Genomic DNA, 22190 nt, shown 5'->3' with positions numbered 1-22190 from the left:
AGGTAAAGCTACTCCAGCTCCACCGGTTGGTCCAGCACTTGGTCAAGCAGGTATCAATATCATGGGATTCACCAAAGAGTTCAACGCTCGTACAGCTGACCAAGCTGGCATGATCATCCCAGTTGTTATCTCTGTGTATGAAGATAAATCATTTGACTTCATCTGTAAGACACCGCCAGCTGCTGTTTTGTTGAAAAAAGCTGCAGGTGTTGAAAAAGGATCAGGCACACCTAACTCTGCTAAAGTTGCAACAGTGACACGTGCGCAAGTACAACAAATCGCTGAAACTAAGATGCCAGATTTAAACGCTGCAAACCTTGAGTCTGCTATGCGTATGATCGAAGGTACTGCTCGTTCTATGGGATTCACTGTTACTGACTAATCAGTAAGGGATTTCCGATTACCCGCAGACTTCATCGGTTCTCGATGGGTGACGTGGGAGATGATCTCGATTTAACCACATTACAAGGAGAATATTAACATGGCTAAAAAAGGCAAACAATTACGTGCTGCTCTTGAGAAAATCGACAGCACTAAAGCCTACAGTGTAGAAGAAGCTGTAGCACTTTCAAAAGAATTAAACTTTGCAAAATTTGACGCAACTGTTGAGGTTGCTTACAACTTGAACATTGATGTTCGTAAAGCAGACCAACAAATCCGTGGTGCAATGGTATTGCCAAACGGTACTGGTAAAACTTCACGTGTCTTGGTCTTTGCTCGTGGCGCTAAAGCTGAAGAAGCTAAAGCTGCTGGTGCAGACTTTGTAGGTGAAGATGACCTTGTTGCTAAAATCAATGGTGGTTGGTTGGACTTTGATGTTGTTATCGCAACGCCAGACATGATGGCCCTTGTTGGTCGTCTTGGTCGCGTGCTTGGTCCACGTAACTTGATGCCAAACCCTAAAACTGGTACCGTAACTATGGATGTTGCTAAGGCAGTTGAAGAGTCTAAAGGCGGTAAAATTACTTACCGTGCTGATAAAGCAGGTATCGTACAAGCAATCATCGGTAAAGTTTCCTTCGAAGCTGATAAGTTGGTTGAAAACTTCAAAGCCTTCCATGATGTGATGGCAAAAGCAAAGCCAGCTACTGCTAAGGGTACTTACATGACTTCTGTAACCATCACCACCACTCAAGGTGTCGGTATCAAAGTTGATCCTAACTCACTTTAATAAACATGAAAAAACATGGCTAAGGCTGTGTTTTTTTGTCGAGTCGAACAAGGTTTTGGTTTTACAAGTACCCTAGAAAAGTTTATAATGAGAATTCAGACTAGTAAAAATGAAAGAGAAAAAGATGTCAGAAAATAGTAAGCAAAGCCACCAGCAGGAAACCATGGTCCGGGGTATGGCCTGGCTGACAGCTGGAAACTTTATCAGCCGATTGTTGGGGATTATCTATGTTATTCCCTGGTTCATTTGGATGGGAGAACATCGGAATGAAGCCAATGCTCTCTTTAATATGGGCTATCAAGTATATGCTACTTTTTTGCTCATTTCAACAGTTGGACTGCCAACGGCCATGGCCAAGCAAATCGCCAAATACAATGCCCTAGATCGGCAAGATATTTCCTATTATCTGGTCAGAGAGTTTTTCAAACTCATGTTGCTGTTGGGGCTCGTCTTCGCCGCCTTCATGTACCTCTTTTCGCCTATTCTAGCCGCCATGTCAGGTTCTAAGGAACAACTGACTCCGATTATGTATAGCTTGGTACCACCAATCCTCATCTTCCCAGCCATGAGCATCATGCGTGGTTTTTTCCAAGGCCACAACAATATGAAGCCCTATGCCATCAGTCAAATCCTAGAGCAGATTGCCCGCGTGATTTGGATCTGGGGTGCAACGTTCTTCATTATGAAACTGGGCTCAGGAGATTATTTGCAAGCTGTTGTCCAATCGACCTTCGGTGCCTTTGTCGGAATGATTGCCAGTATTGCTGTCTTGCTCTTTGCCTTGCAAAAGGGTGGTTATATTGTCCGAGTTCTGAAGAAGCCAGAATCAGCCATTTCAATCGATTTGAAGGCCTTGATTGTGGAAACCGTCAAAGAAGCCATCCCTTTGATTGTCATTGGATCTGCTATCCAGCTTTATCAGTTTGTAGACCAAATCACCTTCGTAAACTTTATGGAGGCCATTACTAACTTCACAAAACAAGAACTTTTGGTAGATTATTCTTACATGATTTCCAATCCAAGTAAGATTACCATGGTCATCATTGGGGTTGCGGGTTCTATCGGCAGTGTGGCCATTCCCATGATTACAGAGTCCTTTGTCAAAAAAGACATCAAAGGAACTTCAAATCTGATTACAGATAATATCCGCATGCTCTCCATTGTGATTATTCCAGCAATCGTGGGTACTTTTATCCTAGCGCGGCCCCTCTATGTGGTCTTTTACGGGGCATCTGAGGCGGCGGCTATTGGTTTGTTTAGGGCGAATTTGCTGCTAATCTCACTGCAGGGACTGTATACTCTCTTTGGAGTCATCATCCAGGGGATTTTTGAAAATCGCAAGGGTATCGTCTTTTTCATCACCGGTTTGGTGGTTAAAATCATCCTACATTTTCCTTTTATCTATTTCTTCCACGCCTACGGACCACTCTTATCAACTGCGGCTGGACTCTTTGTCTCCAACGCCTTGATTTTCCGCCGTGTGGATAAAGTTGTAGGAATCAATAAGACTGCTGTTAAGAAAAATATGATGGGAATTACTATCCTGGCCCTTATGATGGGAATTGCTGTCTTTGCACTTGAAGTGGGACTCAGTCAGGTGCTGCCTCCAGTCGGTCGAATGGCCAGTCTTATCCACCTTATCTTGGCTGGTTCTGTCGGCGTATTGATTTATGCTTACTTGACTCTCCAGACCCGCCAGTTGGATAAGCTGATTGGGGCAAAGGCAGATGCTCTTAGACGAAAATTACGGATATCTTAATGAAAACCTGGAAACAGGTTTTTCTTTTTTGATAGAGATAATACTATTTAAAAATGAGATTTTATGGTAGAATAATAAGGATAAAAAAGAGGAGTATGATAGCAAGATGAAACCAAAATACGAACGTATTCTCATTAAATTGTCTGGCGAAGCCTTAGCCGGTGAGCGTGGCACGGGAATCGATTTGCCGACAGTACAAACCATGGCCAAGGAAATCGCAGAAGTCCATGATTCCGGTATCCAAATCGCATTAGTTATCGGTGGTGGCAATCTCTGGCGGGGAGAGCCAGCCGCTGCAGCCGGCATGGATCGTGTCCAGGCAGACTACACTGGTATGTTGGGTACGGTCATGAATGCTCTTGTTATGGCAGACAGTTTGCAGCAATATGGCGTAGATACGCGAGTACAAACCGCTATTCCAATGCAGAATGTGGCAGAACCCTACATCCGTGGACGGGCCCTTCGTCATTTGGAAAAAAATCGTATCGTCATCTTCGGTGCGGGAATCGGGTCCCCATACTTCTCGACAGACACCACAGCAGCCCTTCGTGCAGCTGAAATCGAAGCGGATGCCATCCTTATGGCAAAAAATGGTGTTGATGGGGTCTACAATGCGGATCCGAAAAAGGATGCCAATGCGGTGAAATTTAATGAATTGACCCACCGTGAAGTCATCCATCGTGGTCTCAAAATCATGGATGCGACTGCATCAACGATTTCCATGGATAATGATATCGATCTGGTTGTCTTCAATATGAACGAGCCAGGAAATATCAAGCGCGTGGTATTTGGGGAACCAATCGGAACAACGGTTTCCAACAAGGAAGAAAAATAAGAAGAAGGAAATCCTATGACAAAAGAAATTATTGCAAAAGCTCAAGAACGTATGGCTCATTCGCATCAAAGTTTGGCCCGTGAATTTGGCAACATCCGTGCTGGCCGCGCCAATGCTAGCTTGTTAGACCGCATCTCAGTAGAATACTATGGAGCTCCGACGCCACTGAATCAGTTGGCAGGTATTACTATTCCTGAAGCTCGTGTCCTCTTGATTACTCCCTTTGATAAGTCTATCTTGAAAGACATCGAGCGGGCCCTCAATGCATCTGACCTTGGTTTGACACCACAGTCAGATGGTACGGTGATTCGCTTAGTGATTCCAGCCTTGACAGAGGAGACCCGTAAGAGTCTGGCCAAGGAAGTGAAAAAAGTGGGTGAAAATTCTAAGATTGCCATCCGCAATATCCGCCGCGATGCTATGGACGAGGCTAAAAAGGCTGAAAAAGCTAAGGAAATCACTGAAGATGAATTGAAGACACTTGAAAAAGATATTCAAAAAGTAACGGATGATGCCATCAAAACCATCGATAATATGACAGCTGAAAAAGAAAAAGAACTCTTGGCCGTATAAGTTGGCAGGAAGAGTCCCATGCTTTTTCAATCCATTAGAAATAGTGAGTCAATCCAGATGTGGGTTGGCTTTCTTTTAGAAAGAAGTATATGAATACATTACTAGCAACCTTTGTCACTGGTTTGGTGACAGATGAAAATGAGGATTTTTATTTTGTGCAAAAGGATGGTCAGACCTTTGCTCTCTCAAAGGAAGAGGGGGCATTCCAACTGGGTCAGGCTGTCACAGGTTTTGCCTATTCGGACATGAAGCAGCGCCTGCGCCTGACCACCAAGCCTGTTAGCGCAACTCAGACTGATTTTGGCTGGGGGATTGTTACTGAAGTTCGGAAAGACCTAGGTGTCTTTTTGGACACGGGCCTTCCAGATAAGGAAGTGGTGGTTTCACTGGATATTTTGCCAGAACTAAAGGAACTTTGGCCGAAAAAAGGGGACCAACTCTATGTCCGCTACCATGTGGATAAAAAGGATCGTATCTGGGCTTCCCCTGCCTTTCCGGAGGATTTCCAGAAGCTGGCTGGTCCTGCCTATGACAACATGCAGAACCAGGAATTGCGGGCCATTGTCTATCGTTTGAAACTGAATGGCACCTTTGTCTATCTGCCAGACAATAATATGCTAGGCTTCATTCATCCCAGTGAGCGCTATGCGGAGCCGCGTTTGGGCCAAGAAGTGATAGCCCGTGTCATTGGCTACCGTGCGGTGGATCGAACACTTAACCTATCTTTGAAACCCCGTTCCTTTGAGATGCTGGAAAATGATGCCCAGATGATATTAACCTATCTGGAGAGCAATGGAGGCTTTATGACCCTCAATGACAAGTCTGCTCCAGAAGACATCAAGGCCACTTTTGGTATTTCTAAGGGGCAATTCAAAAAAGCCCTAGGTGGGCTGATGAAGGCCAAGAAAATCAAGCAAGATGAACTGGGAACAGAACTAATCGGATAAGGGTTCAGATGGGAGGTTGGCAATGACTTTATGGCTTCAAGTGACCATGGTCGGCCTCGTGATGAGTCTGTTGTTTAATGGGGCAGTGGCCAAGCTCTGGCTGGCTTATCCAAGGGCGGTAGTCTCTATGCTGCCCAAACCAATCCAAGAACTTGCTCCTCAGGCTACTGTTGATCAGCGAAAGACTATCAGATGGAGGTTGCTGTGGATCTACCTGTTGACAGTTGGTATAGGCTTGGTAACGACAGCTTTTCTGCCTATTAGAGGCTTTCTTCCGCTTTTTATAACCGGCTATTGGCAGATGTTTTTGGTCAACTTGGGTGATCTGATTGGTCTGGATTGGCTCTTTCGTCAGAAAAACCTTCCTCGGCTGATGATTCCTGGAACAGAAGACTGTCCAGCCTGGCAGACCGAGAGCTGGATGCTTCATCTGGGCCTGCCAGAACACCTATTGCTCTGGCCCTTGATAGTTTGTCCTCTTGTAGGTCTACTCTATCAAGTCTTGTACTTTTTAACTAAACAATGAAGGAGCGATATGCTAATCGAAGTAGGCACTTTTGAAGACTATCTGGCTGCCTTGCCAGACCAGCGCAAGGAAGCAGTGGAGCGGCTGCATCAGGAGATTCTGAATCAGCTGCCATCTGGTTTTGAGGTCGGAGTAATGGGTGGCATGATCAACTACTATGTTCCCCTGTCCGCCTATCCTGCTGGCTATCATTGTACTCCAGGTGAACCCCTGCCTTTTCTGGCCTTGGCTTCTCAAAAAAATCATATTGCCCTCTACCATATGGGACTCTATATGGATGAGGAATTAGCGACTTGGTTCGCCAAGGAATACCAAAAGCAGGTACCCACCAAGCTGGATATGGGCAAGTCCTGCATCCGCATGAAAAATTCCAAGCATATTCCCTACGCCTTGATTGGCGACTTGGTCGGGAAGATGACCATGGAGCGCTATATTGAGCTCTACGAAAAACAGCATGTTAGAAAGTAAGAAAATGAGAAGAAGTTTTTATGCTTGGCTGATGACTCAGCGCAATCCCAAATCCAATGAGCCTGTTGCTATTTTGGCCGATTTGGCTTTTGAGGATTTAAGCTTTCCAAAACATACAGATGATTTTGATGAGGTGAGCCGATACTTGGAAGATGGGGCCAGTTTCTCCTTCGACCTGGGGCAGTTTGATCGGATTTGGGAGGAGTATGTGGGGCATTGAAGTGATTCAATGCTCTTTTTTGATAGTGGATATCAAAGGATGTTCCCATCAGAGGAATCAGATGTTGGTTTGTTTGGAGAACCTGTAACTTTTGTTGGAGCAGGAGTTCACAGATGGTATGGAATTTTTTCCTGTCGCTGACTGGCTCACGAATATAGACTTTTCCTCCGTTTTTGAGAAGTTTGATCAGATGGGGGATGACTTTTTCCAACTCAGGATAGGGAAGGTCGTGAAGGACGAAGTGGGCATATATGATATCAAACTGCTCTGAGGGATCAAGGTGATAAATGTCATCGTTGAAATAGGTGATATTTTTATACTTGGCCAGATGATTTCGGCACTCTACCTGCCAAATGCTAGAAATATCTGCACAGGTTAGCTGGCCGCTTGTTAATTTGGGGGCAATCCATTTTGCCACAGTTCCATAGCCACTGCCAAAATCTAGGACCTTCTCATGCCCTTGCAAGCTGATGGAATCAGCAAAGGAGCGGTAGATGGTCTTAGCTGGAGTATGGAGAAAAAATTTTGTGAGGGCAATTTCTCTTTTAGAAGGCTCGTGTTTCATAGCTAGCCTCTTTTCCAAAAGTTGGGCAGAAAGCGATTGGTGACCTTCATGTATTGATGGTAGGCATCGCCAAATTCGGCCAGCATATCGGCTTCTTCTTTCTTGGCTAAGCGAAGGTAGAGGATAACTAGGATGGGGTACATGATGAGAAGAGGCAGAGTGGCCCACTCAAAGAGCATGCCCAGGGTCATGAGTAAAAAGCCTGTGTACTGTGGATGGCGGATGTATTTATAGATGCCACCGGTAACCAGCTTGCCTTGTCCTTCTTTGTGGCGCCAGTAGTCCTGATAAATTTGTTTCCAACCCAGGATGATAATGATACCGCCAATAATATTTAAGACAATACAGATATACATGCCGCTATGTCCGATATAGGCATTTAAGGTGTGGCCCCAGAGGATGCCATCAGGCAGGTTGCGTCCCAACATCCAGCTGATGATGTACATGCTCATGGGGATGCCAAACATTTCGAGAGCATAGGCTAGGATGAAGGCCATATAAGCTGTGGCTGGCTTTCTCTGGCTTTTTTTGTAAAAGGGAATAAAGAGTAGGAAGAGACTGTAAATGAGTATCCAGAGGATAACTCCAAACCAGTTTCCGTAATGAGATAAGGCTGTGTCTTGCATGGTAATGACCTCCTTTTGCAAATTTTGACCATCGGTCAACTTTTTTCAATTAGAGTATAGCATGTTTTTGACCGTTGGTCAAATGTTTTTGTGTTTCGTTGAAAATATGCTATAATCAGATTAGAAAAAGGAGAAAAACATGGACAAGCGAACACTGATTTTAGATGCCTTGTTGGACTTAATTCGAGCAGATAAGGGAGCCTCCTGTACCATCAGCGATATTGCCAAGCAGGCTGGTATAGCCAAGGGTGGAATCTATTATTATTTTTCATCCAAGGAAGAAATCATGGACGCCTTGGTGGAGCGCAGTTATGGTCAGGTGATTGAACATTGTCAGGTGACCATCGAGCATGCGGAACTTTCAGCCCTTCCTAAGCTAGCTCTGCTTTTTAAGAGTTATTATACTTCGTCGGTGGAGCATTCGCTGGATCATTACCTGCACGAATCCCAAAATGCCTACAGCCATCAGCAGTCCTTGGTTTTTCTGCTGACCAGGCTGACCCCCATTGTCACTTCGATTATCGAGCAAGGAATAGAAGAGGGAGTCTTTACCACCTCCTTCCCTCAGGAAGTTGCTGAAATCATCCTAGCAGATCTCTGTTTTGTCTTTGATCAAGGACTTTTTGCTTGGTCAAAGAAGGATTTTGAAAAAAAGTTAGTGGCCCTAGCTGATTTTTTGGAAAAAGTCTTATCAGCTCCAAAGGGTTCCTTTGCCTTCCTTCACAACGATCCCTTGTAATAGAAAAAATACGAAAATTTTATGTTTTCTAAAATTTTTATTGTGGTGAGAAGGTAAATTGGTGGACTTTAGAAAATTTGAGGCCTCAAATCGAAAGTCAGTAAAAATCACGTTTTTTCAGGATTCACTCTTTTTCGCCTTAAAACTGTTATCCAAGTCCAACATAAGGGTAATCTATTTTACATATTCTTGTAATACTCGCTTGTTAAAGTAAAAACTAAGTAATGTATATTGCGCACAATCAATTGAAAAAAGGAGTTTAGAAAATGCAAAAAAAGAAGGCAAAAAAATATGCAGGTTTGAGAGATGAGCAGTTTTCACTGGTTGAACATTATGCTCGTCAGCATGGAATTAATAGCAAATTCCTCCTTGTTTTCACATGGATTTACAACAATCCAGAAGGGATTACTCAGGAATTTATTTGCAAGCGGACCTATTCCAGCAAGCAGGTCATTCAGTCCATCGTCAAAAATCACATGAGGAAGGGTTGGCTCTATCTGGAAGCTATTCCAAATGATAAGCGCAGAAAATTGATTCGAATGACCGAGCTTGGCGCAAAAGAGATTGCTGCTCTGGTGGAACCTCTGAATGTTTTTGAGGCTAAAGCTATGTCAGCCTTGACCAAGGAACAGCAAAAGGCATTTTTGGAAGCGACACAGATTTTCACGGAAACCTTCAAGGAGCTTATCGAAAGCTACCGAGTAGGAAGCTAAGTTGACCTACTGAGAATAAGTATTTTCATCACGCTTTGCGTGATTTTTTGTTGCAAATAAGCTATAATGAAGCTAATCCAATGAAAGTATGAGGTCCTCTATTTGCAAGACTATTCTGTTGAAATCACCCTACACCATCCTGATGATGTGGTAGCCCTCTTTGGCTCCAATGAGCGCCATCTGCGCCTAATTGAAGAAAATTTGGGGGTTATTATCCATGCGCGGACTGAGCGCGTGCAGATTTTAGGGGACAATGAGGAGGCTGTTGAAGTGGCTCGTCTAGCCCTTCAAGCTCTTCTGGTCCTTGTCGGTCGAGGCATGGTGGTCAACACTTCCGATGTGGTGACGGCTCTTTCCATGGCTCAAAACGGCACCATTGATAAGTTCGTAGCCCTTTATGAAGAAGAAATTATCAAGGACAACTCTGGAAAACCGATCCGGGTCAAAACGCTGGGTCAAAAAGTTTATGTGGACAGCGTCAAGCACCATGATGTGGTTTTTGGTATCGGTCCAGCGGGAACAGGAAAGACCTTCTTAGCCGTGACCCTAGCCGTGACAGCTCTCAAGCGTGGGCAGGTCAAGCGAATTATCCTAACCAGACCTGCGGTCGAGGCTGGAGAAAGTTTAGGCTTTTTGCCGGGAGACCTCAAGGAAAAGGTGGACCCTTATCTTCGTCCTGTCTATGATGCCCTCTTCCAAATTTTAGGCAAGGAGCAGACGACTCGCCTTATGGAGCGGGAAATCATTGAGATTGCTCCCTTAGCCTATATGCGGGGCAGAACACTAGATGATGCCTTCGTCATCTTAGATGAAGCGCAAAATACCACTATTATGCAGATGAAGATGTTCTTGACACGTTTGGGCTTTAATTCCAAGATGATTGTCAATGGGGATATCAGCCAGATTGACCTGCCAAGAAATGTCAAATCAGGCCTTATTGATGCCATCGAAAAATTACAGCATATCAAGCAGATTGACTTTGTCTATCTGTCTGCCAAGGATGTGGTTCGCCATCCAGTCGTTGCTGAAATTATCAATGCCTACGAACGGGAGCAAGATATAGAATAAGTAGCTCCGTTAGGGGCTTTTTAAGAAGAAGGGAACAAGAATGGATGAAGTGACCCAAGCCATCATGCAAGATCCTGAGAATCAGCAGTATAGTCTAGGTGGAATTGAACCCTTGTTTTCTGCACCGAAGACAGCTAAAATAGTCATTGTCGGTCAGGCGCCAGGACTGGTTGCTCAGGAGACTCGTCTTTTTTGGAATGACCGCAGTGGAGAGCGCTTGAGAGATTGGATGGGAGTGGAACGGCAAACTTTTTATGACTCTGGACTTTTTGCGGTCTTACCTATGGATTTTTACTATCCTGGAAAGGGAAAGTCGGGTGATTTGCCCCCACGTAAGGATTTTGCAAAAAAATGGCATCCGGTCTTACTTGAAAAACTGCTACAGGTAGAGCTCTTTTTGTTAGTGGGCTCCTATGCGCAAAACTATTATTTGGGGCAACAGATGCAGAAAAACTTGACGGAGACGGTCAAGCATTTTCAGGAATATTTGCCCAAGTATTTTCCACTTGTCCATCCCTCTCCTCGTAACCAACTATGGTTAGCAAAGAATCCTTGGTTTGAAGAGGAGGTGGTACCTGTTTTGCAGGCAGAGATTGCTAGGATTTTGGCAGGATAGAGTTTGAATGCAGATAGGAGGAAGCAAGTGGTATCAAGTAAGGTATATTTGGATTTTGTATTAGAACAGTTATCGGGCTTGGATGGGGTGACCTATCGCGCTATGATGGGGAAGCACATCCTATACTATCATGGTAAGGTTGTAGGTGGCATTTACGGTAATCGTTTTTTGTTAAAACCCGTGCAAGCGGTGCTGGACAGAATTTCTCAGCCTCATTATGAGTTGCCTTATGAGGGGGCTAAAGATATGATTTTAGTGGGGGGAGCTGGATGATCGGGAATTTTTGGCAGATTTATTGATGAACATGTATAACCAACTGCTAGCGCCAATGACAAGAAAAAAATAGACTGAAGGCACTAAGATTTTTCCCATACGAAAAAACTTATGCTAAAATGTTGGTAAAAATGAAAGTTCAAGGGAGGTCCTTATGACAGATTTGGCAAAGTTACAAAATGGCTCAGATATTCGGGGTATCGCCATTGCTACAGATGAGTTAGCGGTCAATTTGACAGAAGATGCGGTCAAACAAATCGCTTCAGGTTTGGTCAACTGGTTGCGCCAAGACCATGAAGATGCCTATCAGGCTGGGGATTTGACCATTGGTGTGGGACGGGACAGCCGCCTCAGTGGCCCGCTCTTGGCCCTGACCTTGATGGAAGCCCTGGTCACCCAAGGGGTCAAGGTCATTGATTTCGGGTTGGCAACAACTCCAGCTATGTTTATGGCCACTCAGTATGAAGAGTTTTCCTGCCATGCTGGGATTATGATTACAGCCAGTCACCTGCCATATTACTTCAATGGTATCAAGATTTTTAGCCAAAAAGGCGGGGCGGAGCATGAGGATATCGACTTCATTTTAGAGAAAACCAGTCCAAGCTCAAACGGGAAGATTGGTTCATTGACGTCATCAGATATTATCACTCCTTACTCAGCTGACTTGGTTGGAAAAATCCGCCAAGGTTCTGGACTAGCAGATGAAAAACCTCTGGCGGGAATGAAGATTATTGTGGATGCTGGGAATGGAGCTGGAGGTTTCTTTGCCAGTGAGGTTCTGGAAGTGCTGGGAGCAGATACCAGTGGCTCACAATTTTTGGATCCGGACGGAACCTTCCCCAATCACATTCCAAATCCCGACAATAAGGAAGCTATGGCCAGCATTCAGGCAGCTGTCTTGGCCAACCAGGCAGATTTGGGCATCATTTTTGATACGGATGTGGACCGGGCAGCAGTGGTGACCAGCAAGGGAGAGATACTCAACCGCAACAACCTGATTGCCATCCTCAGCAAAATCGTGCTGGCGGAGCATCCAGGAACCAGCATTGTAACCAATTCCCCAACCTCTGACCACCTCAAGGACTTTATTGAAAAATTGGGCGGCAAACAAATCCGTTACATTTCAGGCTACCGCAATGTCATCAACCGGGCCATCGCTGCTAATGAAGCAGGTGTGGATTGCCAGCTGGCTATTGAAACCAGTGGCCATGCGGCCTTCAAGGAAAATTATTTCCTGGATGATGGAACCTATGCAGCTGCAAAAATCCTTATGTTACTGCCACAATTAGCCCAAAAAGGCCAAAAAGTAGATGATTTAATTGCTGACTTGAAACAGCCAGTCGAGACCCAGGAGGTCCGCTTCAAACTGGAAAGAGAGGATTTCAAGGCCCTTGGTCGCCAAGTCATTGCAGGCTTGAAAGACTATCCCGTTACCGGCTGGTCCTTTAATCCGGAGAATGAGGAGGGCATCCGCTTCATCCTGTCAGAACCATTTGGTCGGGGCTGGTTCCTGCTTCGTCTCAGTCTCCATGAGCCCCTCTTGGTATTGCAGATTGAGAATGACCTGCCAAACTTTATGCCTGCGGTTCTCGAGACCTTGCATACCTTCCTCTCCAACTACCCAGATGTCAATCAGGACAAGTTGTTAGAACTCCTTAAAAAATAGAAAAAGAAGCAGCCGATTTTGGTTGCTTCTTCTGTATCATCAAATCATTTCCAAGATGTCTTGGTATTCTTTCCCCAGTCCTTGGGCGACAGGCTGGTTGGTAATCTGTCCCTTGTAGGTTGTGACACCTTGCAGGAGACCATCGTCATCCTGGATGGCTTTCTTAAAGCCTTTGTTGGCCAAATCGAGGATGTAAGGGAGGGTGACATTGGTCAGGGCTAGGGTAGAAGTTCGTGCGACAGCGCCTGGGATGTTAGCCACAGCGTAGTGGAGGACACCGTATTTCTCATAGACAGGCTCATCATGGGTGGTCACCTTGTCGGCAGTGGCAATAACTCCACCCTGATCGACCGCCACGTCTACAATGACGGAACCTGGACGCATGGCTTGAACCATTTCATCGGTGACCAATTTTGGTGCCTTGGCTCCTGGGATGAGGACGGCTCCAACCACCAAGTCAGCTTCCTTGACCGCTTGCGCAATGTTGAAGGGATTGGACATGAGGGTTTGGATTTGGTTGCCAAAGATGTCTTCTAGGTCGGCCAAACGCTTGGCTGAGATATCCAGGATGGTCACCTTTGCTCCAAGACCAAGGGCCACACGGGCTGCCTGGGTTCCAACGACCCCTCCCCCAATAATAGCGATATTGCCTTTTGGTACTCCTGGAACGCCCCCGAGGAGGACACCTGAACCGCCTTCTTGTTTGGTCAAGAAGTGGGCACCGATTTGGACCGCCATCCGGCCAGCAACTTCGCTCATTGGAATCAGGAGGGGAAGTTGACCATATTGATTGCGGACTGTTTCATAGGCGATGCCTGTGGTTTTTGCAGCCAGCATGGCATCAGCTAGAGCTGGTGCAGGTGCCATATGCAGGTAGGTAAAGAGCAGGAGGTCTTCTCTTAAGAAGCCATATTCTGCTTCAAGAGGTTCCTTAACCTTGACCACCATTTGGGCAGACCAGGCTTCTTGGGCAGTGGCTACAATCTGCGCTCCTTGCTCTTGGTAGTCAGCATCTAGAAAACCAGATCCCAAACCAGCATTGGTTTCAATCAGGACAGTGTGTCCAGCCTGAACCAAAGCATAAACACCAGCTGGTGTCAGGGCAACACGGTTTTCGTGGTTTTTAATTTCTTTTGGAATACCAATAATCATAGGCTTACCTCGACTTTCTTTTCTGTTTCTATTCTAAAAAAAATGACTAAAAATTGCAAGTAGAGACTAGGAGGACAAATTTCAATTTTCTTAAGAAAAAATGATTGACAAATGCAAATGATATGGTACAATTATATGGTATTGCTGGTTTAGCTCAGTAGGCAGAGCGCATCCATGGTAAGGATGAGGTCGCCGGTTCGATCCCGGCAACTAGCATATCATTTAATCCTGCTTTGGCAGGATTTTTTTCTTTTTCAAAAATGCCTTGACATGAAAGTATTTTGTGATAGAATAGACAATGGTAATAGAAATGAACATGGCCTACGAGCTGTGCAAAAATGATGAGCTTTCTCATTTGCGGGAATATTTCGTCCATCTTTCGCCGTAGATGTCTGACTTCTCTCCGTCCTTGCGGACTGTGAGAAACCTAGTCATCTTGGCGTGGGTGCGTCAACGAAATCAGAGATTTCTGACTTACCGCATATTTTTGCTGTGTGTCGCTCATGCCTTTGTATCTTAATGAAAGGAGAATGTTATATCATGAACAAAACTGTGGTATCATCTGTTTTATTTTTTGCTTGTCTCCTTTCTAAGCAGCCGGATTAGTTGTTTTTCTGATACGATAAATGATGTAATTGGAAGCCCATGGTAAGGAGTAGGTAGACTGTGGGCTTTTTTGTGTGCTTTTTTGCGAGAGAGAAAGAGGAATATTTTGTTTGCACTAGTTTTAGATTATGTTAGAAAGAATAGATGGACTTATCTCCTGGTGGCGGTCAGTCTGATTGTTTATGATGCCACGCTGGTTATTCCCACCCAGGTGGTGCAGCGTTTGGTGGATGCCATTACCAAGCAGAGTTTGACGGAAGCAGGGTTGTTTTCGACGATTGGCTTTCTGATTTTGGCCACCCTGGTCAATTACGGGTCGGCCTTTATCTGGCATCTCAAGCTTTTTCAGCAGTCCATTCATTTTAAGTTTGATATGCAGCAGCGGGCCTTTCATAAGCTGGTGGCCATGCGGACACCTTTCTATGAAAAATTCCGTTCGGGCGATATGATGACCCGGTTTTCAACGGATGTGGAAATGCTCCAGGATATGGTGGGCTATGGGCTCATGATCATCCTTTATGCGGGTGGCATGATTGCTTTTGTGATTCCAGTTATGTTTCTGATTTCTTGGGAGATTTCTCTGGTGGGGATGATTCCGATTGTCATCATGACCTTCGGGACCTACAAGGTGTCTCAACCCTTGGAAACCAAGGTGGATGAGGCTAGGGATGCCATTTCGGAGCTCAGCAATGAGGTTCTGGAAACGGTGGAAGGGATCCGAGTGATTCGGGCTTATAGCAAGAAGGACCAACTGTCTAGTCGTTTTGCTAAGAAGACTGCGGCCTTGTCCGCTCGCTGGAACGATATTGCCCGCTATCGTGCCCTTTACATGCCCATGTATAGCCTCATGCTGGGGCTGAGTACGGTCCTGATTTTGGGGTCGGGCCTTTACTTCATGGAGACTGGCCAGGTTAGTCTCGGCCAAGTGGTGGCCCTCCAGCTCTATGTTGTTTCCCTGGTGGAGCCCTTTGCCATGCTGTCTGACTTTATCCTGGTCTATCAGACCGGGAAGACTTCCTTCGGTAAGCTCCAAGAACTGATTGAGACTGGGGATGATATGGAAGAAGATGGCAGAAAGGACTTGGACCATCTGCGAGAGATTCGTCTGGAAGATTACAGCTTCTCTTATGCTCAGGCTTCCCAGCCTAGTTTGAAGCATATCAGCCTGACCTTGAAAGCAGGTCAGACCCTGGGGCTTGTCGGCAAGACAGGGGCAGGTAAGACCAGCTTGGTCCGGCAATTCCTGCGCCAATACCCAGTTGGTGAAGGGACATTCACCATCAACGGTCGGCCGATTACAGACTATTCTCGTAAATCCCTGGAAGCCTTGATTGGCTATGTCCCACAGGAACATGTCCTCTTTTCACGGACGGTTTGGGAAAATATTGCCATGGGCAAGGTCCAAGCCGATCAGGAAGAGATAAAGCAGGCTATTTCGACGGCGGCCTTTGAAGAGGATGTGGAGCGGATGGCAGATGGCCTAGATACGACCATTGGCGAGCGGGGAGTTTCCATTTCTGGTGGGCAAAAGCAGCGGATTTCTATTGCGCGTGCTTTTATCAGAGAGCCTGAACTCCTGATATTGGATGATTCTCTGTCGGCCGTCGATGCTAGAACCGAGCGCCAGATTATCCAAAATATCCAGCAGGAACGCGCTGGAAAAACCAACATCATCGTGACCCATCGTCTGTCAGCAGTCCACCATGCCGATTGGGTCCTGGTCTTGGATGAGGGCCGCATCATCGAGGAAGGGACCCCAGACCAATTACTGGCCCAGGAAGGCTGGTACTATCAACAATACCAGCGGCAACAAGCTCAAGGAGAGGAGGAATAAGATGTCTGTTATTTTATCATTGGTGAAAGAAATCAAGCATGTCAAGGATCTTTTTGTAGCAGGCCTGGTCCTCCTCTTGTTGGCCACGGCCGGTGCTCAGCTAGCCCCCCTCATCTTACAACATCTGATTGACCAGAATTTGACAGATGTGTCCAAGGGACTGGTCTTGGACCAAGGCGATTTTTTGACCAAATTGTCTATCTTTATCGGTCTGCTGGCCCTGGCTGGACTCTTGCGCTACGGTTCCTTTCGGGTCCTCATGGCCTGTGCTAATCAGGTGGCGACTAACTTGCGCAACCGGGCCTATGCTGTTATGCAGCGCCTGCCCATTTCCTACTTTGACGACAAGCCGGCCGGTAAGATTGCGACCCGCATTGTCAATGACACGGAAACCTTGCGCAATCAGTTTTACAATACCCTTTTGTCACAGGTCTTCATTACCCTGGTTCAGGTCGTCTTTATCTATGCCGTTCTGATGACGCTTGACTGGAAGGTGGGGCTGGCTTTGCTCTTGCTGATGCCTCTCTTTTACGGCCTGCAAGTCCTCTACAAGAAGGCGACAGACAAGCCCATGAAGGACTTTTACGATGCCAGAAGTGAGGTTAATACCCTGGTCAATGAGACCATGAATGGTTCCAGCATTATCCAGCTCTACCATCAGGAGGAAAGTGTTCTCCAGCAGTTTGATCAGGTGGCTGGTCAGATGCGGGCAGCGGATGACCGGATTGTCTTGGTAGACTCGGCTGCTTCGTGGACCTTGACAGAATTGCTCAAATACTCGGTTATTGCCAGTATTCTGGCCTTTATCGGTTATCAATTTTTAGCTGGAAATAGGGATGTGACAGCCGGTCGCCTCTTCCTCTATATCAATTATGTGACCACCCTTTTTGACTTGCTGGGGATGCTGGTGCGGCAGCTGCCCAATATTCAGCGGTCCCAGGCCACAGGGCGGAGGCTCTTGGAATTGTTAGACGAAGAACAGGAAGCAGATGCCCAAGCGGAACTCCAGGTGACGGCTGGTGTGGTGGATTTTGACCAGGTTAGTTTTGCCTATGACGGGAAAAACCGGGTCCTTAAAAATATCTCCATCCATGCCAAACAGGGGGAAACCGTGGCTCTGGTGGGGCACACTGGTTCTGGGAAATCTTCTATCATGAACCTGCTCTATCGCTTTTATGACCCCCAAGAGGGGAAAATCAGCATTGATGGCCAGGATATTTCTCAGTTTTCACGGGAGAGTGTCCGCAGTCAGATGGGGATTGTCCTTCAAGACCCCTATCTTTTCACAGGAACCATCACCTCCAATGTCGCGATGGACAAGGAAGACTATGGTCCAGAAGAAATCATCGCTGCCCTGGAAAAAGTGGGAGCTGGTGACATGTTGGCTAGGCTAGATAAAGGAATCGATGAGCCTGTTGTTGAAAAGGGAGCGGCCTTCTCCAGTGGGGAGCGGCAACTGATCGCCTTTGCCAGAACCTTGATAGCCAATCCAAAAATCCTGATTTTGGATGAAGCCACCTCCCATATTGACACGGAGACAGAGGAAATCATCCAAAGGGCCATGGAAGTGGTCAAGGAGGGCCGGACCACCTTTATCATCGCCCACCGCCTCTCCACCATTCAAAATGCTGACCAAATCCTGGTCCTAGATGCCGGCCAAATCATCGAACAAGGCACCCACGACCAACTCATGCAGCTGGATGGACGCTACGCTGAAATGCAGAAAATCCAGCAGAAGGTGTGAGGGGAAGTTCGTAGAACCGCTTTTTGATACTTTAAAATGTAATTTCTGTTTAAGATGAGAAATTTTGATATAATGAAAGAATGAAACCTTTTACTAAATGGACAGGCGGGAAGCGAAAACTTCTACCTCAATTATTGGCGCTGATGCCAGAACATTATAATACATATTATGAACCCTTTGTTGGTGGTGGGGCACTTTTTTTCGAACTTGCCCCAGAGAATGCCGTTATTAACGATTTTAATTCTGAACTTATCAATGCTTATCGACAAATCCAAGAAAGTCCGGTAGAGCTACTTGATTTATTGCGTGAGCACGAAAGAAATAATAGCAAGGACTATTATCTCAATATTAGGTCGGCAGATCGGGACGAGAGAATCATCAACATGACAAATGTTGAAAGAGCGGCCAGATTAATATATATGTTAAGGGTGAATTTTAATGGATTGTATAGAGTGAATGCAAAAAATCAATTTAATGTTCCCTATGGCAGATATCGAAACCCCAAAATAGTTGATGTTGATTTAATTCATGAACTTTCAGAGTATTTGAACGAAAACAACATTCAAATTTTAAATGAAGATTTTCAACAAGCAGTAGACGGTGCTGATGAAGGTGATTTTGTCTACTTTGATCCTCCCTATATTCCTTTGACCGAGACAAGTTCTTTTACCTCCTATACTCACGAGGGATTTTCGTATGAAGATCAGGTTCGCCTGCGAGATACCTTCATTGATTTGACTAATAGAGGAGTTCAAGTCATGCTTTCAAACTCTTCAAGTGATTTGGCAATAGAACTATATCAAGATTTTAACATCCATTATGTTGAAACAATGCGAACCAATGGTGCAACCAATGATAGCAGAGGAATAATTACAGAAATTATTGTGACAAACTATGACTAATTGCGAATATAAGTATGGGGGTGTTTTAATGACAAAACCATACTATCATAAAAATAAATCAATTTTAGTTCATGCAGATACTTTTGAGTTTTTGGAAAAAATGAAACCTGAAAGTATGGATATGATTTTTGCAGACCCACCGTACTTTTTAAGTAATGGTGGTTTTTCCAATTCAGGTGGAAAGGTTGTTTCTGTTAATAAAGGTGAATGGGATAAAGTTAATGGCTTAGAAGAGAAACATGAATTTAATCGTAGTTGGATTCGATTAGCAAAAAAAGTATTAAAGCCAAATGGTACAATCTGGATTTCAGGCAGTTTTCATAATATATACTCTGTCGGAATGGCATTAGAGCAGGAAGGTTTCAAAATATTAAATAATATTACTTGGCAAAAAACAAATCCTGCCCCGAACCTATCCTGTCGCTATTTCACTCATTCTACTGAAACAATTTTATGGGCCAGAAAAGACGACAAAAAGGCACGGCATTACTACAATTATGAACTGATGAAAGAAATCAATAACGGGAAGCAAATGAAAGATGTGTGGACCGGTGGGTTAACGTCAAAATCAGAAAAGTGGGCAGGTAAACATCCGACCCAAAAACCTGAATATCTTCTAGAGAGAATCATTCTAGCTTCAACTAAAGAAGGGGATTACATATTAGACCCATTTGTTGGTAGTGGAACAACTGGTGTTGTGGCCAAACGGCTCGGAAGAAAATTTATTGGAATAGATGCTGAGCGAGATTATTTAAAGATAGCTAAAATAAGATTGGAGGATGTTAGATGACTAAATATATTGAAATTACAACCAATTTTTCAAACGAAGGTACTAGAAATGAGGTAAGAATGAGGATTGTTGAGCGATTTTCCCAAGAATTACCTGGATCTGGAAAAGATGATAAGGCATCTAGATATAAATACTATGTTGAAACATTAAGCGATGGAAACAGAGTATATCTTCAAAGGCCAGCAAATCTCCATAACGGTTTTGATTTCTTAGTTTGTGTTGAGAATATGAACTATGCACCTGAGGACAAGAGAAAAAGAAATTATCCAAAACATGAAGATTTAGAAAATGATCTACTTCAAAAAAGACTAGAGTCTCCTCAGAAATATAAGAAATTGTATTCATTATTGGAGCAAATATTTCATTGTCAAAATGTGGAAGATATTGAAATGACCAGAATCCAATTTGATTCAGGATTACCTGTTGATCATATTCTTAAAACAATAAAATGGCTTTTTATAGAACAAGATATTCGATATTGGAATTACTCTGGTCGCAGCATGACTTGGGGAATCGTTCCTAAACCGTAATTTTAACAGTTAACTTTTCAAAATAAATTAACAATACCGTTTATAGTTTTTTCATAGCCTTAATAACAAGAGGAATATTGATGTTAAATTTTAGAATTTATATAGATTCATCAGCCGAAGACCGATTAGCAATCTTTCTATCAACGCTTTCCGTGACAAATCGTACACCTGAATATTATGTCAACTGGGAAAAGGTTGAGCGGGAAACAAAACAATTTGAACTTGAACTTCATACGCTTAACTATTTGATTGGGAAAACGAATATTTATGATGAGGCACTTAGGTTATTTTCAAAACAACCAGAATTGTTGAGAGTTATTCCAACTTTGATTGCTAGTCGTGATAAGATTTTGGATATTTTGTCTATCAATGACCAAGATGAAATGTCTTTTGATCAACTTAATTTTACTAAAATTGATACTCTCAGAATTCAAGATTATGTTGATTTTGTTGAACAAGCGGGATTATTGGATTTCCTGCAAAGCAAAGCGAATCGTTCCTTGGTTGACTACGTTTACGGCGTTGAAGCAGGGTTAGACAGTAACGCTCGAAAGAATCGTAGTGGAACCACGATGGAAGGTATTCTGGAGCGTCATGTGGCTAAAATTTGTCAAGAATTGTCCTTGGAATACAAAGCACAAGCAACTGCTCCTTTTATTAAGGAGAATTGGGGCATCACAGTTCCAGTAGATAAGTCAGAGCGTCGATTTGATGTGGCCGTTTTTTCTAAACATAGACACAAACTATGGCTTATTGAAACAAACTATTACGGTGGCGGTGGCAGTAAGTTAAAAGCCGTTGCTGGCGAATTTACGGAATTAAGCCAGTTTGTAGTGGCTTCTCCAGATGATGTTGAATTTGTTTGGGTGACTGATGGACAAGGTTGGAAGACAGCTCATCTTCCTTTGTCAGAAGCTTTTGGACATATTCCAAATGTATTTAACTTAGAAATGTTAAAGCAGGGATTTTTGTTTGAATTGTTTCGGTGAGACTTATGCTACAATATCCCTATGAAAGCAGTTATTTTTGATTTGGACGATACCTTGTATAATCAGCTTCAGCCTTTTGAGCGGGCGGTTGGTCAGTTTATGGACTTGGAGGAGGGGGAGTTGGAGGCTCTCTATCTGGCTTTTCGCTACCGGGCGGATGAGGTGTTTGAGGATTCGGTTAAGGGTGTTTTGTCCATGAGGGACATGCATACCTATCGGATGAAGGCGGCCTTTTCGGACAGAGGGCTGAGAATTTCCAATGAAGAGGCCTATGCCATCCAGGAAGCCTATGCCTACCAGCAGGGGCATTTGGACTTGACGGCGGGCAGTCAGCAAGTCTTTTCCTTTTGTCAGGAAAAGGGTTTGGCCCTGGGCTTGATTACAAACGGCCCTCATCTTCATCAGCTCAAGAAGATTCAGGCCTTAGGCCTCCATGATTGGATTCCGGAAGAGTTGACCATTATCTCTGGTCAGGTTGGTATGACCAAGCCTGCTGAGGGGATTTTTAGGCTCATGGAAAAGCGGCTCAATTTACCACCAGAAGACATCTGCTATGTGGGAGATTCTTTTGAAAATGATGTGGTCGGAGCCAAGGCAGCAGGCTGGAAAGCTGTCTGGTATAACCATCGTGGGCGTAAGGTGGACAATAGCTTTGTCAGCCCAGATGACACAGTCAAGGATTTTCAGGCGCTTCAAGACTGGTTGAAAGCTCAAATATGAAAAAGAGTCAAGGAAATTTGAACCGTACCCCAAAAGTTAGACAGACAAAATCTAACTTTTGGGGTGTTATTTTTATGAAATTGAGCTATGAAGATAAAATCAAAATCTATGAACTACGTCAAAGTGGCCAGTCTATCAAGACCTTGTCAAAACAGTTT

At 44.5% G+C, this 22190-nt stretch carries 23 protein-coding genes, 1 tRNA gene and 2 pseudogenes; 23 read left to right on the top strand and 3 right to left on the bottom strand.

All coding sequences use genetic code 11. The features are described 5' to 3' along the window. From rplK to ACEYCN_RS08000, 9 genes are all read left to right on the top strand, one after another. The coding region (gene rplK / locus ACEYCN_RS08040) for a 50S ribosomal protein L11 (protein WP_373713765.1) at positions 1-382 on the top strand (382 nt) is incomplete at its 5' end. A 99-nt stretch (positions 383-481) separates the two neighbouring features. Then, positions 482-1171: a 50S ribosomal protein L1 gene (gene rplA, locus ACEYCN_RS08035; protein ID WP_373713764.1), complete on the top strand. Its 690-nt coding sequence runs from the start codon at positions 482-484 to the stop codon at positions 1169-1171. Positions 1172-1295: 124 nt separating this feature from the next. Then, positions 1296-2930, top strand: a complete 1635-nt coding sequence (locus ACEYCN_RS08030) for an oligosaccharide flippase family protein (protein WP_373713763.1) — start codon at positions 1296-1298, stop codon at positions 2928-2930. 106 nt (positions 2931-3036) lie between these two features. After that, positions 3037-3765: a UMP kinase gene (pyrH, locus tag ACEYCN_RS08025; RefSeq protein WP_373713762.1), complete on the top strand. Its 729-nt coding sequence runs from the start codon at positions 3037-3039 to the stop codon at positions 3763-3765. Positions 3766-3780: 15 nt separating this feature from the next. Continuing rightward, positions 3781-4338 carry a ribosome recycling factor gene (frr, locus tag ACEYCN_RS08020; RefSeq protein WP_373713761.1) on the top strand — a complete coding sequence of 186 codons (558 nt, stop codon included), beginning with the start codon at positions 3781-3783 and terminating at the stop codon, positions 4336-4338. 89 nt (positions 4339-4427) lie between these two features. Further along, entirely contained in the window at positions 4428-5285 is an 858-nt protein-coding gene (gene cvfB / locus ACEYCN_RS08015) for an RNA-binding virulence regulatory protein CvfB (protein WP_373713760.1), read from the top strand. 22 nt (positions 5286-5307) lie between these two features. Further along, positions 5308-5811, top strand: coding sequence for a hypothetical protein (locus ACEYCN_RS08010; RefSeq protein WP_373713759.1), 504 nt, complete (start codon positions 5308-5310; stop codon positions 5809-5811). A 9-nt stretch (positions 5812-5820) separates the two neighbouring features. After that, positions 5821-6279 (top strand): DUF1801 domain-containing protein, encoded by a 459-nt coding sequence (locus ACEYCN_RS08005; RefSeq protein ID WP_373713758.1) that lies wholly within the window; start codon positions 5821-5823, stop codon positions 6277-6279. 4 nt (positions 6280-6283) lie between these two features. Continuing rightward, positions 6284-6499 carry a YozE family protein gene (locus tag ACEYCN_RS08000; protein ID WP_373713766.1) on the top strand — a complete coding sequence of 72 codons (216 nt, stop codon included), beginning with the start codon at positions 6284-6286 and terminating at the stop codon, positions 6497-6499. Between the two features lie 109 nt (positions 6500-6608). Here ACEYCN_RS08000 and ACEYCN_RS07995 read toward each other — a convergent pair. Then, positions 6609-7064: pseudogene (locus tag ACEYCN_RS07995) on the bottom strand (class I SAM-dependent methyltransferase); the annotation flags it as partial. Between the two features lie 2 nt (positions 7065-7066). Further along, on the bottom strand, positions 7067-7690 hold the full coding sequence (locus ACEYCN_RS07990; RefSeq protein ID WP_373713757.1) for an isoprenylcysteine carboxylmethyltransferase family protein: 624 nt from the start codon (positions 7688-7690) through the stop codon (positions 7067-7069). Between the two features lie 139 nt (positions 7691-7829). Here ACEYCN_RS07990 and ACEYCN_RS07985 point away from each other — a divergent pair, with 139 nt between their 5' ends. From ACEYCN_RS07985 to ACEYCN_RS07960, 6 genes and pseudogenes are all read left to right on the top strand, one after another. Next, positions 7830-8429 carry a TetR/AcrR family transcriptional regulator gene (locus ACEYCN_RS07985; RefSeq protein WP_373713756.1) on the top strand — a complete coding sequence of 200 codons (600 nt, stop codon included), beginning with the start codon at positions 7830-7832 and terminating at the stop codon, positions 8427-8429. 266 nt (positions 8430-8695) lie between these two features. Beyond that, positions 8696-9142 carry a MarR family winged helix-turn-helix transcriptional regulator gene (locus ACEYCN_RS07980; RefSeq protein WP_373713755.1) on the top strand — a complete coding sequence of 149 codons (447 nt, stop codon included), beginning with the start codon at positions 8696-8698 and terminating at the stop codon, positions 9140-9142. Between the two features lie 102 nt (positions 9143-9244). After that, positions 9245-10210, top strand: a complete 966-nt coding sequence (locus tag ACEYCN_RS07975; RefSeq protein WP_373713754.1) for a PhoH family protein — start codon at positions 9245-9247, stop codon at positions 10208-10210. A 40-nt stretch (positions 10211-10250) separates the two neighbouring features. Next, the gene (locus ACEYCN_RS07970) at positions 10251-10826 is read left to right on the top strand and encodes a uracil-DNA glycosylase family protein (RefSeq protein ID WP_373713753.1); all 576 of its coding nucleotides are present in this window, start codon (positions 10251-10253) and stop codon (positions 10824-10826) included. Between the two features lie 27 nt (positions 10827-10853). Next, positions 10854-11172: pseudogene (locus tag ACEYCN_RS07965) on the top strand (TfoX/Sxy family protein). 81 nt (positions 11173-11253) lie between these two features. Next, the gene (locus ACEYCN_RS07960; RefSeq protein ID WP_373713752.1) at positions 11254-12765 is read left to right on the top strand and encodes a phosphomannomutase/phosphoglucomutase; all 1512 of its coding nucleotides are present in this window, start codon (positions 11254-11256) and stop codon (positions 12763-12765) included. Between the two features lie 39 nt (positions 12766-12804). Here the strand turns inward: ACEYCN_RS07960 and ald are convergent, their stop codons facing one another. Beyond that, positions 12805-13917, bottom strand: a complete 1113-nt coding sequence (ald, locus tag ACEYCN_RS07955; RefSeq protein WP_373713751.1) for an alanine dehydrogenase — start codon at positions 13915-13917, stop codon at positions 12805-12807. A gap of 143 nt (positions 13918-14060) precedes the next feature. Between ald and ACEYCN_RS07950 the strand changes: the two genes are divergently transcribed. The 8 genes from ACEYCN_RS07950 (at position 14061) to ACEYCN_RS07915 (ending at position 22032) form a co-directional block, all read left to right on the top strand. Beyond that, positions 14061-14133 (top strand) — tRNA-Thr (locus tag ACEYCN_RS07950). A 496-nt stretch (positions 14134-14629) separates the two neighbouring features. Next, positions 14630-16357 carry an ABC transporter ATP-binding protein gene (locus ACEYCN_RS07945; RefSeq protein WP_373713750.1) on the top strand — a complete coding sequence of 576 codons (1728 nt, stop codon included), beginning with the start codon at positions 14630-14632 and terminating at the stop codon, positions 16355-16357. A 1-nt stretch (position 16358) separates the two neighbouring features. Beyond that, positions 16359-18101: an ABC transporter ATP-binding protein gene (locus ACEYCN_RS07940; protein ID WP_373713749.1), complete on the top strand. Its 1743-nt coding sequence runs from the start codon at positions 16359-16361 to the stop codon at positions 18099-18101. An 80-nt stretch (positions 18102-18181) separates the two neighbouring features. Beyond that, complete coding sequence (locus ACEYCN_RS07935; RefSeq protein ID WP_373713748.1) at positions 18182-19003, top strand: DNA adenine methylase; 822 nt, start codon at positions 18182-18184, stop codon at positions 19001-19003. Next, entirely contained in the window at positions 18996-19793 is a 798-nt protein-coding gene (locus ACEYCN_RS07930) for a site-specific DNA-methyltransferase (RefSeq protein WP_373713747.1), read from the top strand. Before ACEYCN_RS07935 ends, ACEYCN_RS07930 begins: the two co-directional genes overlap by 8 nt. After that, complete coding sequence (locus ACEYCN_RS07925) at positions 19790-20323, top strand: DNA adenine methylase (RefSeq protein ID WP_373713746.1); 534 nt, start codon at positions 19790-19792, stop codon at positions 20321-20323. The genes ACEYCN_RS07930 and ACEYCN_RS07925 overlap by 4 nt, the downstream gene beginning before the upstream one ends. 80 nt (positions 20324-20403) lie before the next feature. Continuing rightward, positions 20404-21312, top strand: coding sequence for a type II restriction endonuclease (locus tag ACEYCN_RS07920; RefSeq protein WP_373713745.1), 909 nt, complete (start codon positions 20404-20406; stop codon positions 21310-21312). A gap of 21 nt (positions 21313-21333) precedes the next feature. Beyond that, positions 21334-22032 (top strand): HAD family hydrolase, encoded by a 699-nt coding sequence (locus ACEYCN_RS07915; RefSeq protein WP_373713744.1) that lies wholly within the window; start codon positions 21334-21336, stop codon positions 22030-22032. Positions 22033-22190: the final 158 nt, after the last annotated feature.

Source organism: Streptococcus sp. (assembly GCF_041802885.1).
Lineage (GTDB): Bacteria > Bacillota > Bacilli > Lactobacillales > Streptococcaceae > Streptococcus.
The sequence above is the reverse complement of the archived record's forward strand: the minus strand, read 5'-3'. Positions and strand labels throughout refer to the sequence as shown.